The sequence below is a fragment of the Listeria grayi DSM 20601 genome (genome assembly GCF_000148995.1).
In the GTDB taxonomy this organism is placed as follows: domain Bacteria; phylum Bacillota; class Bacilli; order Lactobacillales; family Listeriaceae; genus Listeria; species Listeria grayi.
The window spans coordinates 96,878-113,008 of the sequence record NZ_GL538353.1 but is presented as its reverse complement, the minus strand read 5'-3'; the positions used below and the strand labels follow the sequence as shown (position 1 = coordinate 113,008).

11 protein-coding genes are annotated in these 16,131 nt (G+C 41.6%); all 11 read right to left on the bottom strand.

Translation table 11 applies throughout. From position 1 onward, the window contains the following. Positions 1–8 precede the first annotated feature (8 nt). Entirely contained in the window at positions 9–1,916 is a 1,908-nt protein-coding gene (locus HMPREF0556_RS08025) for a BglG family transcription antiterminator (RefSeq protein ID WP_040486663.1), read from the bottom strand. A gap of 75 nt (positions 1,917–1,991) precedes the next feature. Beyond that, positions 1,992–3,437, bottom strand: a complete 1,446-nt coding sequence (locus HMPREF0556_RS08020) for a glycoside hydrolase family 1 protein (protein WP_003757406.1) — start codon at positions 3,435–3,437, stop codon at positions 1,992–1,994. Between the two features lie 2 nt (positions 3,438–3,439). Then, positions 3,440–3,799, bottom strand: coding sequence for a PTS lactose/cellobiose transporter subunit IIA (locus tag HMPREF0556_RS08015; RefSeq protein WP_003757403.1), 360 nt, complete (start codon positions 3,797–3,799; stop codon positions 3,440–3,442). A gap of 15 nt (positions 3,800–3,814) precedes the next feature. Then, positions 3,815–5,083: a PTS sugar transporter subunit IIC gene (locus HMPREF0556_RS08010; protein ID WP_003757401.1), complete on the bottom strand. Its 1,269-nt coding sequence runs from the start codon at positions 5,081–5,083 to the stop codon at positions 3,815–3,817. A gap of 4 nt (positions 5,084–5,087) precedes the next feature. Beyond that, on the bottom strand, positions 5,088–5,393 hold the full coding sequence (locus HMPREF0556_RS08005) for a PTS sugar transporter subunit IIB (RefSeq protein ID WP_003757399.1): 306 nt from the start codon (positions 5,391–5,393) through the stop codon (positions 5,088–5,090). Between the two features lie 180 nt (positions 5,394–5,573). Next, on the bottom strand, positions 5,574–9,425 hold the full coding sequence (locus HMPREF0556_RS08000) for a GH92 family glycosyl hydrolase (RefSeq protein ID WP_003757397.1): 3,852 nt from the start codon (positions 9,423–9,425) through the stop codon (positions 5,574–5,576). Positions 9,426–9,540: 115 nt separating this feature from the next. Continuing rightward, the gene (locus HMPREF0556_RS07995; protein WP_003757395.1) at positions 9,541–12,144 is read right to left on the bottom strand and encodes a glycoside hydrolase family 38 N-terminal domain-containing protein; all 2,604 of its coding nucleotides are present in this window, start codon (positions 12,142–12,144) and stop codon (positions 9,541–9,543) included. A gap of 31 nt (positions 12,145–12,175) precedes the next feature. Continuing rightward, positions 12,176–13,210, bottom strand: a complete 1,035-nt coding sequence (locus tag HMPREF0556_RS07990) for a PTS fructose transporter subunit IIC (protein WP_003757393.1) — start codon at positions 13,208–13,210, stop codon at positions 12,176–12,178. Positions 13,211–13,238: 28 nt separating this feature from the next. Beyond that, the gene (locus HMPREF0556_RS07985; RefSeq protein WP_003757390.1) at positions 13,239–13,547 is read right to left on the bottom strand and encodes a PTS fructose transporter subunit IIB; all 309 of its coding nucleotides are present in this window, start codon (positions 13,545–13,547) and stop codon (positions 13,239–13,241) included. Between the two features lie 19 nt (positions 13,548–13,566). Beyond that, a complete protein-coding gene (locus HMPREF0556_RS07980; protein ID WP_003757387.1) occupies positions 13,567–14,016 on the bottom strand; it encodes a PTS sugar transporter subunit IIA in 450 nt (149 codons plus the stop codon). After that, positions 14,000–15,940 (bottom strand): BglG family transcription antiterminator, encoded by a 1,941-nt coding sequence (locus HMPREF0556_RS07975; protein ID WP_003757384.1) that lies wholly within the window; start codon positions 15,938–15,940, stop codon positions 14,000–14,002. The genes HMPREF0556_RS07980 and HMPREF0556_RS07975 overlap by 17 nt, the downstream gene beginning before the upstream one ends. Between the last annotated feature and the right edge of the window lie 191 nt (positions 15,941–16,131).

Below are 16,131 nucleotides of genomic sequence, written 5' to 3'. Positions count from 1 at the left end.
TTTTCTTTTTATTCATCTGCATCCACCATTCCTTTCAGCCTGCCGATAAATTCCGCATAACTGCTCGACGTACTCAATTGTTTCGTATTCACTGCATCGGAAACGATCTCAATGAATCGTTCAAAAAAATCATTGAATACTTTGGATTCATCTTTGCTGATCGTCACAAACGCTATCAGTTTGACTGGATATGCTTCCCACATGACCGGTTCTTGCAATGTCATGACCGCTACACTGCTTTTCACCGCACTGATCTCGATAGCGTGTGGAATGGCGATGCCAGAAGGGAACCCCGTAGAAGACATGCTTTCCCGTTTTTCAACACTTTGCAGAAAATCCTCGCCGACATAGCCATTGTGTAGCAACCGCTGATTGATCTGCTTTCGGATCGCCTTTGGAGTTGCTGCTGCAAGGTCTACCTGATTGAAATACAACTCGGCTGGAATAAATTGATCGATATATTGATGCATTTTAACTTTTTGTTTCTGTTCTTTTATCTGATAGATTCTTTTTTCGATTTTTCTTAAATCATTTTGATGTAGAAGCGGCTGGATAAAGATAGCCCGTTCATATCGTTCAGCGATGCTGTGGTCAGTTGTCAGTAACATATCATAACTTTGAGCTTTGATAGCTGCTTCATTAGCTGTCTTGATAAATATCTGTTCGCCAAATGTGTTTTCCAGTTTTGCCACGATATTCTCGCTTAAATCATGGTAATCATTAGCGACCAGCAACAAAGAAGCTTGTTCGATGCTATTTTTCTGTGTTCCTAAAAATGAACCGATATGCAAAGCAATAAATGAGATCTCATCTTCGTTGAACCAGATAGCTAGCTTTTCTTGAATCAGTGAAGAAATGTACACGGAAATATCATAGATCAGCGGATAGGCCGTTTTTAGATCCAGTAAACTGCTGTTTCGTGCGAAGGTATCGTATTTGGAACGGTGATAAAGACTTTGCACGTGGATAGCCAGCTTATTGAAAAATTCCTGATCATCTCCGAGTTCGATCAAATAGGTCTTTTTGACTTGCTTCAATACATCATGCAGTGCCGTAATGATTTTTTCATCCACAACTTCTTTTAACTGTTTGTTCTTGCTGTTTGCCGAGGTTTCGTTTTGAATCCCGATGAAAAGCAGCGCCAACTGTTCGAGTTCCCCTTCTGAAAAATCAATGGCATATTCTTCTGCTAGTTTATCTGCGATTTCCTTTGCCAGCTCGTATTCTCTCTTTGTTTGAAAATCTTGGTTGTCCGTTTGCTTTTTAATGATGTGCCCTTGACGGATGCGTTCAATGCTGATTGCATAATGAAGTACGATATTATTCAATGTGTATTGATTGATACGGATCTCGTGTCCCGCAAATACCATACGGATCATCTCTTGAAGTGCAGCTAGTGAAATATAACCGATCATCTGCTGAATGCTTGCTTTCAGTTTTTCCTGCAGATTGCTTTCGTCATATAATAGTGAGATCATATAACGTCTCTTTGCCCGCTCCGTTCCGACCAGCTTTACAGTATCCTTTTCAAAGATGATCTGGATATTCTTCGCCGTAAATTCTTTTTTCATCTGCTGGATATCTGCTTTTAGGGTAGATTCAGAAATAAAAAGATTATCGGCTAATTCGTAAATATCGATCCCATCTGCTGATTTTTTCAACAATTCGAGAAGTATCCGTGACTTACGATCATTTCGTAGTGGTTGTTCGCCAATTGCCTTTATTTCCGTATTCAGCCGATAGCCATACGTACTTGCCGTGATTTTTCCCGGCAGTTCCGCATTGATGCTAGCTACTCGATTTCTGATCGTTCTCGTTGTACATTCGCAGTATGCCGCCAATTCCTTCGATGTTATCCAGCTATCTTTATGTTTTTCCAAAAAAGTCAATAAATCTTTCTGCTTTTCATTCAACATATTCATGGCCCCTAAAGCAAAGAGGAATGATTGTTTTGCGCTTTCCAGACAATCATCCTCTCTCCTATTATTTCCTTATAAAACTTCGCCGTTTGACGCGATCACCTTTTTATACCACTCAAAGCTGTCTTTCTTTATCCGTTTGCCTGATCCATTTCCTTCATTATCTAGATCGACATAGATAAAGCCATAACGTTTTTCCATTTGCGCGGAAGAGCAGCTGACGATATCGATCGGCCCCCAAGCGCAGTAAGCAATAACATCTACACCATCAGCCATAGCATTTTTCATTTGTTTGATGTGTTCGGATAAATAAGCGATCCGATAATCATCGTGCACGCTGCCGTCCTCCAGTTTATCGTACATCCCAAAACCATTTTCAGCAATAATGATCGCTTTTTGATAACGATCCCAATACTGCGAAAGCGAGTTGTACAAACCTTGCGGATCGACCGCCCATCCCCATGGGTTAGCTGTTAAATTAGGATTAGCGGTTACCGAAGCCGGGTTCAAATCATTTTTGCTGGAATCGACCATTTGCGAATAATAATACGAAATAGCGAGATAATCCATTGTATTATTTTTCAAAAGTTCCTTATCCGCTTCTGTGATCGATAATTCGATGGATTTGCTGGCAAAATAATTTAACGCGTATTGCGGGTATTCTCCGCGGAATTGTACATCTGTATAGAAGTATTGCATTCTGTTTCGCTTCAAAGCTAAAATAATGTCATCCGGTTTACAAGAAAACGGGTATGCCGTACAATCTGCTACCATCGTTCCCATTTGGATTTCCGGATTGATCGCTTTCGCATATTGAACCAACTGAGCACTAGCGACAAATTGATGATGCACCGCTTGGAAACTTGCTTCTTCATAATTATCTACCGTGTCATAAGCAACAGCTGTCGAGTTGAATGGTTCAAACTGGATCAGGTTGATTTGATTGATCGCGATCCAATATTTCACTTTCTTTTTGTAGCGATCTAAAACGACTTTACCATATTTCACAAACAAATCAATGACAGCACGATTATTCCAGCCGCCGTATTTAAGGGTGATCGAAACAGGTGTTTCATAATGTAGGATCGTGATGATCGGCTCCATTCCCAGCTCAATGATTTTATCGATCAAGCGGTCGTAATAAGCAAGCCCCGCTTCATTCGGCTCTGTTTCTTCTCCGGTCGGAAAAATCCGTGTCCAATCGATCGACGTCCGAAATGTTTTAAATCCCATTTCACTTAGCAAAGCCAGATCTTCGGGATACGTATGGTAAAAATCAATGCCATGCCGTTTGGGATAATAGCCGGTCTCATCCGCTAAGTTTGCTTTTACTTCTGCTACAGACATACCTTGATGTTGTGCCGCGCTGATTTCTTCATTCGATTTCTCAGGATAATACTTATGCAAGTCGGCTAAGCTGATACCTTTTCCATCTACTTTATAGGCACCCTCCGCTTGGTTCGCCGCGATCGCACCGCCCCAAAGAAAATCTTCCGGCATTGTAAATGCTGCTCTCATTTTTAAAGCCCTCCCATTTTAGCGTCTAATTTTGTAAATAATTTGATTAAATGTTCGCCGATCAAAATCTCGCTTTGTGCAGTCATCAGTGTATCTTGAGCATGACAGAACAGCGTTGAATAGCGAATCTGCTGACCAGATGCTTCCAATTGCAACGTATCCGTTTGCAATCCATGTGCAACCACAACTTCCTTTCTAGCTTCCTTGATCTCCTCTTTCGCCTTCTCGAATTTTGATTCCTCTAAACTCTCTAAGGACTGCACCAAGCAATCGCGAGCATTTCCCGCATGAACCAAAATATTCATCGATAGTTGATTTAAACGATCATTTTCTTCGATATATTCTTTTTTCTCTGTTTCCATAATACATCCTCCAAATCAATTAGAAGCCGCTTCTAGCTGTGATTCTTCTAAATTTTCTTTTGCTTCTTGTTTTAATAAAGAATTATCGTATGCCTTAAAGAACGGCAGGAAGATAACCCATGTGATGGCAAAAATAACAATACACACAATGACTGCCCGAAAGTCTTGCGTTGCCAAGTAGGAAGTGAACGGGTAAGGCATATACCAGAGCAAGAAGGAATGGGTCGGTATATTGACCAATCCTAGCGACATGGAAAGATATGCCAAGGATGGAACAAGTAGACTGTTGATCCACATCGGGATCATCAAGTACGGGTTGAATGCGATCGGTGCGCCAAACACTAATGGCTCATTGATATTGAAGATCGACGGTATAAATACCGCCTTTCCGATCGCTTTCAACTGCGCCGATCTACTGATTAGCAGCATCATAAAAGATAGTGCCAAAGTCGTTCCGATCCCGCCCATTGACGAGAATGCGTAGATGGTTTCCTGAGTAGCGATATTTACTGCTTTCGCACCATGAGCAACAGCATCGGCATTAGCAGCCAGTCCTGCCATATAAACAGGATAGATGACCGGCATCATTACCCAGCCCGAGATCCCGAATGTATATAGAAAAACGGGAATAAATACCGATAAAACAAAGCCCGGATAGGATTGGATGATGCTTGCTAACGGACTAAATACCAGTAAGACGACGTTGAAGAAATCAATATGGAACTGCACGGTTACAAGCCAGCCTGCAACCAAGATAAAAGTGATCGGCAGCAGGCTATTGAACCAGCCAACTACAAAATCCGGAATCGGCGTATCTTCGTCGAACAAGGATCTTTTCGCCGCTAGATTCATAACAAAACCTACAAATAATCCAGTAATGATTGCTAAAAACATTCCTGTTGCTCCAAAACGAGAAAGAATGAACGTGATTTCTCCCGATTCTTGAACCGTCGGGAAAAGCAGCATGAGAAACAGGACGACTGCCGTAGAACCAGAGATCAACTTTTGACCACTATGCCCCTTTTTCTCCATTAAATAGTAAGGAATCATAAAAGCAACGATCAGACCAAACATCCCAAATGAAAAATTACTGATCATGGAAAAGTCCGGCATCCAGTGGAATAAATTCCGCAGCAGCGAGATGACCGTTACCAGTGAACCCACGAACACCAATGGCAAAGCCGCCATGATCGAATCCTGAATCGCAGAGATCCATGGATTTTTCACGATCTTATTCACTTTCGGGGCAAATGTATTTGTCATAAAATCCATTATTCTATTCATTTTATTAGTCCTCCAAACTCAAAACTAGATCTAGCGCTTTCTCTCCGTTCAGCGAGCCATAAATATTTTGAGGGATAACAGCCGCTTTTACATGCTTGTCTTTCACTTGTTCTGTCAAATCATCTAGCATGTATGATAAATGCGGACCGATCAATAAATAGTCGATCTCATTGATTCGTTCATCCAGCTGCGATTCACTCGCCGCCTTTACCGAGATCGTTTCCCCTCTCTTCTTCGCAGCCTTCCGAATCGATGCCGCCATAAAACCACTTGAAGCGCCTGAACCACAAATCAGTAAAATGTTTTTCATTGTCTTCACCACTTTCTTTTATTTATACATTTATTATAGGATGCATAGATAGCGCTTACAAATTTACTTTTTTCCTCGGGGTAGGAAAGTATTGTTTGGTCGTAAAGCAAAAGCAGAAAAGGAAAATCGCCGTTTACGATTTTCCTTTTCTGCTTTTTTATGGAACCTTATAAATTTTCTTTAATTATTACCCAGCAGTTCTACTTCGCCTAATTCCCCGCTGCCAGAAAATACGAGCTTATAATGCTTGAATTTGCGGCTATTCGGGTTTATCAAGAATGGTTTCGTGAAATAATCATAGTTAAAATCAAGTTGCTTGATCGTGGATACTTTTTGCCATTTCTTGCCATTTTGCGAACCCAAGACTTTGATCGTTTTGAAAGTAGTCTTTGTTTTCGTGTTGGTCAATGTAAGCAATTTTACTTTTTTCGCTTTATTGAACGAAACAGTCAACTCATTTTTATTATCGATCTGTACGCTTGTTTTACTGTTGTTGTCGATCAGCTCTTGATAATTATCGATTGTAGATTTGACCGCAGAGCTGTGGTCTAAGACATCTGTTTTTACAGTTGGTGTCTTACCGCTTTTAGTCAGTGACATGGGTTTGTCTTTTGCGGCAGTACCTCGTTTTTTATTTGGTTTCGCCGACATATTGAATTTCAACGTACCGCCTTTCATGATCGTTTTGTAATCGATCGCTAAGCTTGTTATTCTCTTGCCATTGAAAGTAACTTTATCGACATACACATTTTTATCACTGTTGTTTGGTGCGTCTACGGTCAACGTTTTGCCATTTGGAAGTTTGATAGATGCCGATTTGAATAACGGTGATCCCAATACAAATTGGTTGCTTGATAGTGTGAGCGGATATAATCCCATGGAGGAAAGAATCTGCCAAGCGGATTGTTCGCCGTTATCTTCATCCCCGATATACCCTTGACCAAAATCAGATCCTACGTAAGTTCTTGCCAAGATATCACGTACATATTTTTGTGTTTTCCAAGGTTCGCTAGAGAAGGCATACATATACAAAATATGATGTGACGGCTGATTGCTATGCCCGTATTGCCCTAATTTCACTTCTCTAGCTTCCCGCATTTCATGGATGACACCTCCACTTGTGGTAAAATCACCCGGTGTATTAACGATACTGTCGATTTTCTCCGTCAGCTTTTTAGGTCCGCCATATAATGCAGCAAGCCCATTCCCATCTTGTGGCACTGATACTGCCATATTATAGGCATCTGTTTCAGTATAGTCGCGTGACCAGTCAATCGGCGAAAAATCAGATGCTTTTGTGGTCCATGAGCCATTTGCTTTCCGCCCTTTAAACCACTTGTTTTCGACTCCATTGCCGGAATAAAACATTTCCGTGTAGCCTAGCGCCCGGTTTTTATAATAAGCCGCTTCATCTTTATGACCTAGTTTTTTCGCCATTTTATAAAGTCCCAGATCATTGATGTAGCCTTCCATAGACCAAGACAATCCGAATGAATCTTCTTCAGATGGTACATAGCCGAGAAAAGCGGATTGATTGAGGTCTTTTCTGCCACCGTTTACTAGATCGTCGGAAAAGGCACTAGCATTTTTCAAAGCGGACTGATAAGCGGCTTCTTTATCCATTGAAATGTTTTTCATCATGGCGTCGGCGAAGATGATGTCAGAGTTGGTACCAACCATACTGTTTGTTCCGCCTGGTGCGATCCAGCGCGGCACCCAGCCTTGATCGCGGTAGTGCTGCACGAGTCCGTCTACTAATTCAGCTTCTTTTTTGGAAGTCGATAATAAAGAATATGCCGGCCAAGTCGTACGGTAGGTGTCCCAGAAACCGTTATTTGCATAAAGTTTTCCTGTTTTGATGACGGGTTTATCATCTGTTCCTTCATACGGACTGCTGTATACCCATTTTTCTTTTGCCGCTGTTCCGGCATTTTCAGAGTAAAGGTTTGGGTACATATATAAGCGGTACATGTTGGAATACAAGGTGGTTAGCTGATTACCGGTAGCACCTTTGACACTCACACGATCTAAAATGGCATTCCAATCTTTTTCTGCTTGTTTTTGCGCTTGTGCAAATGTATTTTTTTCCAATTCAAGTTGGTAATTATGCTTGGCTTGCGCTAGGCTTACAAACGAAGTAGCCACCTTCATTTCTACTTGATTGGTCTTTTCATCATCAAAACTGACAATTCCTTGCTTGCTGTTTTCCACTTTTGCGACGCTAAACGGCGTATCAAATTTGCCATATACATACATCGTCTTCATCCCATTGCTGGAATGCTTTGTCGCTGCTTCAAACGATTGGTCTTCTGTGTGATAGGTCAGCTTTCCATCTCCTCTAGCGGAATCAAAAACCACATTTTTGTGAGGAGCTGCTTTATCAAATGTAAAAGTCGTTACTGCTCCGTGCATCGTCGGTGTCAGTTTCATGGTTGCGCCGGCAGCGTTTGATTTATCAGGGAAACTTATCTGATAAAGCTGTGGTTTGGCAATTTCCTGTTCGTGACTGAATGCCGATGCATATTTTCCATGATCGATGTCCGCGCCACTCGTGACTTTTTGGCTGTCGATAGAAGTATTGACCATAAATTGCCATGTCCCTCTATCTCCGACCCAATAAGAAGGTTCATGACTGACTGTCATATATTGGAACTTCTTATCGCTATTGAGTTGATATTCGTAATTATTGTTGTCATTATAGTTCGTAGCTGGCGACCAGAAATTGAAGCCGTTCGGTACTGTAGTGGCCGGCAACGTCAGTCCACGTGAGAAATTCGTATTATTGTTGGTTCCTCGCAGCGTATTGACATAATCTACTTTTTGCATTGGCTGCGCAGGTTTCTCGTTGGTTAACTTGATATCATCAAAGTAGTCGGCAAATTGCTTTCCTTTTTTGGCATTCGGGTTGTGATAAGCCAATAATACGCGTTTGACGGTTTTACCATTTGCGACTTTACCGAGGTCGACAGTGATCTGGCTCCATTGATTGTATAAAAGTGTTTTCGATTCGCCTTGTTCTTGCGGGGAGACGATCACACCATCCTCGCTTTTCCCTTTGAGATCACTTAAATAGGTCCCATCGGCAAATTCTAGATCCACTGCTGCGTACATCGGTGTATAGTCGTAATCATAATGAGAATCATAGCTGCCGGACTCGGAAGTCGGCATGACCTTATACTGTAGTCGTGTATTTTTAGACACCTTGATATTGACGTCATTGACAATATTATTATAGGAGTAAGCATCTCCTCCCTTGGCGATCGAACCTTTTACAACAGCAGCTTTGTCACCAGTCCAGCCTTTGTTTTTAAGCTGATTGAGTGCATCTTTCGGTCCGGTGCTGATCTGCGAGCTCATTTGCGCGCTGGAAGTAGGATCGTCTTTCTTATCGCCTGTTCCCAAACGCAATTCCGCCAACTGTGTCATGCTTGCACCATTATTTTCTGAAACAGCTAACTTGTAGAATTTGTACTTTTCACTTGAAGCGATTGGATATTTTTTCCACATGCCCCGTTCACTGAAAGACTGATCTTTTCTTTCATCAATTGTTTGCCAATTTTCAGAATCATTGCTTCCCAGCAATTTCCAGCTTTTAAGATCTCGTCCTGGTTCATCATTGGCAGAAGCAAGTGCATAAACCTTCACTTCTTTCGCTTCTTTCAAAGGAAACGCGACCCACACGTTTTTCCCATTATTTTCATTGGTCAAAAATTTCGTGCTTACACTGTCATCAAATAGATTGGCCTTTATTTCCTGTTCGTTAAAATCTTTACTGCCAGTGATTTGATCGTTCACAACAGTATTAGTTATATCCCCATGGATAACCGGTGTAAAAGTACTAGTTACATTTCTTGCTGCTTTCTTTTGATTCAATTCATCTTGTACAAAATTTGTCTCTGTGCCGTCTTCAAATGATGTGTAAAAAAGCTGATTGTTCTTTGCTGCATGTCCCGTTTTTGCGTTCATCCCCGTTGCAGTTCCTATTGCGCAAATAACTACGATCATGTAAAAAACAAGCTTTTTCATCGTCATTTCCCATCCCCTTATTATTTTTTAAAGCGCTTTCATTATAGTAAAGATAGCTGGTGATTGCAAACTATAAAGAACAGTCGGCTGCCAAAAGCGCAGAGCGACTGTTCATCTGCATTTATTTAATCAATAGCGTCACATAATCAAAAGGCGCTATTTCTGACTGCATGGTGATTTCTTGCTCTAGCGCATTCACTACTCTGCCTTTTTGAAGCAGTTCCTCGGGAAGCTTCATCGGTTCGTCTGTTGGATTTGCCAAACGAACGACATAACTACCCACTTCCGAATAAGCTGGATAGATAGCGGAAACTAACATCTGATCTGTAATTTCTAATAGTGAAAACGTTGCTTGCGGTTTAGCTGGATATTGAAGCGGCCAGATTTTATTGTCTAAGCGGTTGATAAATTTATTCAATTCCTGTTTTTGGTAGGAAATACTCGGTGTTAACCGCGCGATAGCTGTTTTGGCAATCGCATGTTGATCCAGCGTTCCCTCAACGATTTCCACCGCAAACGTAAACTTTCGCTCGCCGATTTCTTGCGCTAAAGGAGTTGGCATCATAATATGCCCTTCATTCGTTGTATCACCGGAAGCACGTCCGGGACGCCAAGCTAGATCTGGTTTGCCGAGCTGTCCGGTAGTGGCAAATAAAGTAATCAGCAATTTGTCATCGATTCGCTCGTATTCTCTCAGCCCATCCGCAAAAGCAGTTAAAGTGCTACCTGCATATTCCACTGAAAGACTTTTCTCGAAGATATGGAGATCGACGGGTTTCTCAACATATTTTTCTTGCCAATCCGCCGGTACTGGGTCTGGTTTGTTGGTCACAAATCCGTTTTGAATCTGGGCAACTGTGGTTCCGCTTAGATCATCTACCTGCAACTGTAGGCGAACCCGATGCGATAATACTTGATTATCAAGCGTGATCTCTCCTTCGATCAGTGCATCTGCTTTCAAGTTGAGTGTCACTTGGAATGCTACCGGTTTAGTTTTCGGGTTTTCTGCCATCCGATCATCCAAATCATATGGCAAATCGGCTGAGCCTTCGATAATCAGGCTTTGTTTAGAACTGTCTTTCTCCACATGTGCTTTCTCAAACTGCAATGCTTTTTCAACCTCGTCAGCTAATGGAGAAAAGTCATACGTATCACCATTGTTGCCGCTATCAACAAGCCGGATGAAATCATGGATCTCGCGGCCGGTTTTGGTGGTCAGTGTTACCTTCCCCGCTTCAAAAGCCAACGTATACAAATCATTCGTGATGGATGTTTCTTCGGTAATCGTTGCTGTTTCTAAGGTTTTATCTCCGTCAATAAATTCAACCACGGTATAACCTAATCCTGGAATAGTGACATCTATCGCGATATCTAATTCGTAGTAGGCCGGTTCTGAGATATATTCAAACCCGGTAGCCACTAAACGCTTGATATTATGCCGTTCTGGATAGTATTTTTCATTGATAAGCACGGCTTTTTCACTGTCCTTAAAGCGGATGTTTTTCGTCCGACTGACAATATGGACTATTTTCTCACCACTAAAAGGAACAGGATCTGTGTTAAAGATCAGCACTTGTTGCGGAGTCAGTTCGAGGCTGTCTGCAAGCCGTTTTGCAATTAGATTTTCTAATCCTGCTGCGATTTCATATGCTTCTTTGGTGCGGTGGATGATGTCCTCCGCCACGTTATCGGAGACACATCCGCCAATGCTATCGTGCGCTTGATTTTCCATTGTTTTTTTCCATAAACGCTTTAATAGGCCGTTACTGACTTGAATATCATTTTTTTGCGCGATCACCATCAATGGTTCAATGCGTCGCAATATTCGCTGTTCCAGCTGGAAATTATCGAGTTTCATTTGGGAACGGACGGAACCGATAGAACGATGGACTCGTGAATAGACTGGTTCCCGTAACTCGCCCTGATAGCTGGGAAGATTCTGCTTTTGTCTGATCTGCTCGACATAAGCCGGATAATCAGAGATGACCGTTTCAAACTTGCTTGCTTCGTTGATTTGCGGCACAATTTTTTCCAGATTCCGTACCATGTTTTTTTGATCGATCCCCGACGGAATCAAAATGGTGCTATTATCGCCGTGATCTTGCAAAAATCCAATCGCCGGGTCTAATTTTTCTTTCACAAATGTCGAAATATTTTTCTGCGCTTCTATCGTCATAAGTCCTGTCATGTATCCAAACGGGAAATTCATTGCATAGACGGACCGCTCTCCAAGCCCTTTCCAGATAAAATAAGGGGAAGGAACTAATTTTTCAAAGTTTAACCCGCGCCAGCACATGAAATTGTCGATACCGACTTGATTCAATAATGTCGGCAGCTGAGCGTTGAATCCAAACGTATCAGGCAAATAACCGACCATCATTGGTTTTCCGTATTTTGCAGCAGTATCGTGGATCCCAATGATCAAGTTCCGTAAAATCGATTCTGCGTCTACCAATAGCGCATCAGTTTGGGCATACCATGGGCCAATAAACAACCGCTCTTCTGCTACCAGCTTTTGAATCACCGGCAGCTTTTCCGGATTGATCTCTACATACTCATCCACAATGGAAGACTGTCCATCCAAGCAGAAATTAGCATGCGGATTGTTTGTCAATTCATCTAATACTTCTGTAAAAACCTGATCGCTTAGAACCTTTGCATCCTCTGCTGTGAAATACCACTCTCGATCCCAGTGCGTATGCTGTACGATATGTGCTTTTGTCATGTTATCGACCTGCCTTTTTCATATTTTTGCGTTATGCTGCTTTTTTTGCTTCTTTTTTAAACTTGATCGATTTTAGTGTATTGACCATCAACGCTGTTATCAATCCGCCAACGATGATCGAAACACAGTAAAGCAATACATTAGAGGTAAATGGGATCGCCATAAAAGTTGCCAACATGGTATGTTGGGTGATCCCGAAGAAGCCGCTTAATCCGCATGCTGCTGCCGTACCCACGACAATACTAGGAATGACCCGCAGCGGATCAGCAACGGCGAAAGGAATCGTTCCTTCTGTGATACCGACTGCCCCCATGATGATTGCTGTTTTACCATTGTCCCGCTCTGCTTCCGAATAAAGTTTTTTATTGAGCAATGTTGCTAAAAACATGCCGAACGGCGGAATCGCAATGGCAAGTAGCATCGCTGTACTTGCTGCATAGCTGCCTGAAGAAAAGGAAGCGACACCAAATGCATACGCGATCTTATTGACAGGTCCCCCCATATCGAAAGCCATCATCGCACCTAAGATAGCCGCAAGCAGTGCTGCATTTGTACCCGACATGCCGTTTAACCAATGGGTCAATCCTTCTGTCAACATGGTGATCGGGGTCCCTACGACATACCAGAGTATCAAACCAATAATGGCAGTTGCAATAAATGGAATAATGATCAAAGATTTTAAGCTCATGATTTTTGCTGGCACTGGAAGTTTTTTCAATACGTTGACTAAATAGCCGACTGCCAAACCGGTGAACATCCCGCCGATAAATCCAGTCCCCATCTGTGAAGCAATCATCCCCGTAATAAACGCCGGGGCTAATCCAGGTCGATCAGCAATAGAATAGGCAATGTAACCGGAGATCATTGGTACAATAAAGTTCAAACCGGTTTGCCCGATCATTCGAATAACGCCCCAGAATGTATCCGTTGTATCCCAAACACCGCTTCCACCAAATATAACAGCAACAGAAGTAAGTAGACCTGCTGCGGTTACCAATGGAATCATGTAAGATACGCCACTTTGGAAGTGATTAAGCATTTCTTTCCCTACTTTTCTAGCATTCATTTTCTTACCCTCCTGAATTTTATAATACCTACAATAATGCTAATGCCTGCTTGATCGTTTTCTCGCCATCTTTGACAACATCTACCGTGCCGACTTCTAAAAGCTGTTTACCTTCAAATCGTTCTCGTTCTGCCACGTTTGTGTCTACGGCAAAGATCACGACATCTGCCGCTGCGATATCATCAGCTGACAATCTATTTTCGATCCCCATTGCTCCTTGCGTTTCAACCTTCATATCGATTGCTTCTTTTTTAGCAAATTTTTCTAAATTAGCTTTCGCCATATACGTATGCGCGATTCCGGCGATACATGCTGTTACTGCTACTATTTTTGTCATTTTCTTTTCCTCCTAGATTTTAAAATGCCAGCGCGTTTACAATAGCTTCTCGCGTAGATGCCTCTTTCAGTTGTGCTACAAATTCATCATCCATCAATTTTTCTGATAGCTCTGCTAATACGCGCAAATGTTCTTCTCCTTTATCTGCTGCTTTGATTGCAAGGAGAAATACAAATTTTACCGGTTTTTGATCTAATGATCCCCACTCTACAGGCTGCTTTAATTTAGCAAATGCCACCGTTGATTCTTGGACCGTCTCACTTTTCCCATGTGGGATAGCTAAATTATTCCCGATTCCCGTCGTCATATGAGCTTCCCGCTCAAAAACAGCGGTATGGAAGGTTTCAGCTTCATTGATAAAACCATTCTCATAAAGCTTTTCAGACATTTTTTCAATGACCTCTTGTTTTGTCGCCGCCTCTAAATCGAGTAGAATATTTTCTTTTTTTATTTTATTTTGTATCATCATATAAAACCTCTTTCAAAACGTTTGTTATTTCTGAATATGTTTTACAATGTGGTAATTTCTTCATTACTTTATGATTCGAGATCACTTCATTGAAGTACGCATAAATTTGATTGATCGATTCTTTGACAGCTTGATTCAAAGCAAAGAAGAAAACTACTTGGACGGTATCGCCATTCCAATCTATCCCGTTTTCATTTACATACATTGAGATCGATGGTTTATTTACATAAGTTATCTCAGCATGTGGCATTGCAAACATCCCCATCGCCGTGGAAGCTAATTTCTCACGTTTCAGACTGCCCTCATAGATGCCTTCATGGACATAGCCGTGTGTCAGTAGAGTGCTGGTTATTTTCTCTAAAACCGCATTCCTTTTCTCAGGACCCGCCGTGGAAATACATACAAATGTCTTTTTTAGAAGCTTTAAAAAAACGTCACTGGAACTAGTCGTGTGTTTTGTAAGAAAGGTGTTGATCTTTTGGATATCCGCATTTGTCATCAATGGGCTAACTACTAAAATCGGCGAATTTGATTTCTCGATAGGAATCGTGCTGATGATCAGTTCATCTTGGATGTTTGCTTTTTGCAAGTCCCGAATCCCTAAAACTTGTTTCACGTGAAGGGCCGCCCCAAACGTCTGCCTGATTCGCTGTTCCAGTAATTTGGAAGTCCCGTAACCGCTGCTGCAAACGAGAATAACCTCCCGCTTGGTCTGGGCTTCACGATCTAAAAAAGATTGGATGTGAAGTGTGATAAAAGCAATCTCGTCTTCATTGAGTTTAATCGCAAATCCAGCCTCGATCGCACTGGCTAATTCAATGCTGATAGCAAATGCGCCCGAAAAGTTTCCCTTGATTTCTTCTGTATACGGATTATGGATAGAAACTTCCAACTTCAATCGTTTGACCGCTGCATTTAAGTGAACGAGTAAGCTGTTTATCAGCTCTTCATCCGGACTGTACCCTCCTAATGTCGACCGGATGATCTGCTGAAGTTTTTCACTATCATCCAATACTTGCAGCATCTCTCCATCGGTATCATTTAAAGAACTTTTTTCGATTGCCAGAATATGGATGTCAATGTATTCTCTTTCATAATCAGGCAACTGGATTTGAAATTTCTCTTCAAGCAATTCGATTAGCAGCGTTGCATATTTAGAAGGTGCATTTGCCGGAGCGATTTTTTTATCGATATAGAAATTCTTTTTGATTCTTTCGATCGCGATCGCTAAGTGGATCGAGAGTGATTGGTATTCGTATTCTGTCACTTGCAGCGAAGTGGATTCAATAAATATATTCAGCACATTAGTGATCGAATGAAGTAGATTCACATCAATAATATTTGTGGTGTCGCCGATCATATTGATTCCGAGTTCCAGTTCTTCTTTTTTAAATAAATTAGTAGCAGTTACTCCGCCCCAATAGTAACTGATCACATCTGACATGAAATGACGCTTCATTTTCTCCGTAGCATCGATTTTGAGACCATTTCGGTTGCTTACAATCGCTACACCTTCTTTTTCCAGTCTCTTTCTGATTTCCTTGATCGTATTTTCCATAGTCGCTCGACTAACGAACAATTCATCTGCAAGATCCTGTATTTTCAAGTGACCTTTTGTATTAAGCAAACGCGAATATACATGCGTGATTCGGTCTTGGATGCTATCGTTTTTAGGTCGTTGCATCGACAGTAAAATGGAGAGCCATGCCTCCTCTGTCCCTACCATTTCTATCCCGAACCGCGGCTTTACATGAATCGCAACCTCTTCTTCCTCAGCCAATGATTCTTGCAATATTCGCACATACTTACTTGCCGTTTTCGTGGATACATTTAAATATTGAGCCAGTTCATTATAAGTCGTATGTCGATGCTCAATTAAATATTTTAAAACCTCGATATACTTGTATTCCAAAATCTCCTCCATACACTCACCTTCCTGAATACGCTTTCATTATAGCTTGATTACACTATTCGCCATACGGATACTTTTTCGCTTTTATTATGGAAGTTGCTTAGGTGAAACAACTATTTCTATTATCCCATTCCCTTTGAGAAAATTACTATTTTTTTATTTCCCATAAAAAAAGCAGCTAAAAGATTAGCTGCCCCCAGTTA

Bases quoted from the DNA above. Each gene is read 5' to 3' on its own strand.
- HMPREF0556_RS08025 (WP_040486663.1), bottom strand. From the start codon at position 1,916: ATGTTGAATGAAAAGCAGAAAGATTTATTGACTTTTTTGGAAAAACAT.
- HMPREF0556_RS08020 (WP_003757406.1), bottom strand. From the start codon at position 3,437: ATGAGAGCAGCATTTACAATGCCGGAAGATTTTCTTTGGGGCGGTGCG.
- HMPREF0556_RS08015 (WP_003757403.1), bottom strand. From the start codon at position 3,799: ATGGAAACAGAGAAAAAAGAATATATCGAAGAAAATGATCGTTTAAAT.
- HMPREF0556_RS08010 (WP_003757401.1), bottom strand. From the start codon at position 5,083: ATGAATAGAATAATGGATTTTATGACAAATACATTTGCCCCGAAAGTG.
- HMPREF0556_RS08005 (WP_003757399.1), bottom strand. From the start codon at position 5,393: ATGAAAAACATTTTACTGATTTGTGGTTCAGGCGCTTCAAGTGGTTTT.
- HMPREF0556_RS08000 (WP_003757397.1), bottom strand. From the start codon at position 9,425: ATGACGATGAAAAAGCTTGTTTTTTACATGATCGTAGTTATTTGCGCA.
- HMPREF0556_RS07995 (WP_003757395.1), bottom strand. From the start codon at position 12,144: ATGACAAAAGCACATATCGTACAGCATACGCACTGGGATCGAGAGTGG.
- HMPREF0556_RS07990 (WP_003757393.1), bottom strand. From the start codon at position 13,210: ATGAATGCTAGAAAAGTAGGGAAAGAAATGCTTAATCACTTCCAAAGT.
- HMPREF0556_RS07985 (WP_003757390.1), bottom strand. From the start codon at position 13,547: ATGACAAAAATAGTAGCAGTAACAGCATGTATCGCCGGAATCGCGCAT.
- HMPREF0556_RS07980 (WP_003757387.1), bottom strand. From the start codon at position 14,016: ATGATGATACAAAATAAAATAAAAAAAGAAAATATTCTACTCGATTTA.
- HMPREF0556_RS07975 (WP_003757384.1), bottom strand. From the start codon at position 15,940: ATGGAGGAGATTTTGGAATACAAGTATATCGAGGTTTTAAAATATTTA.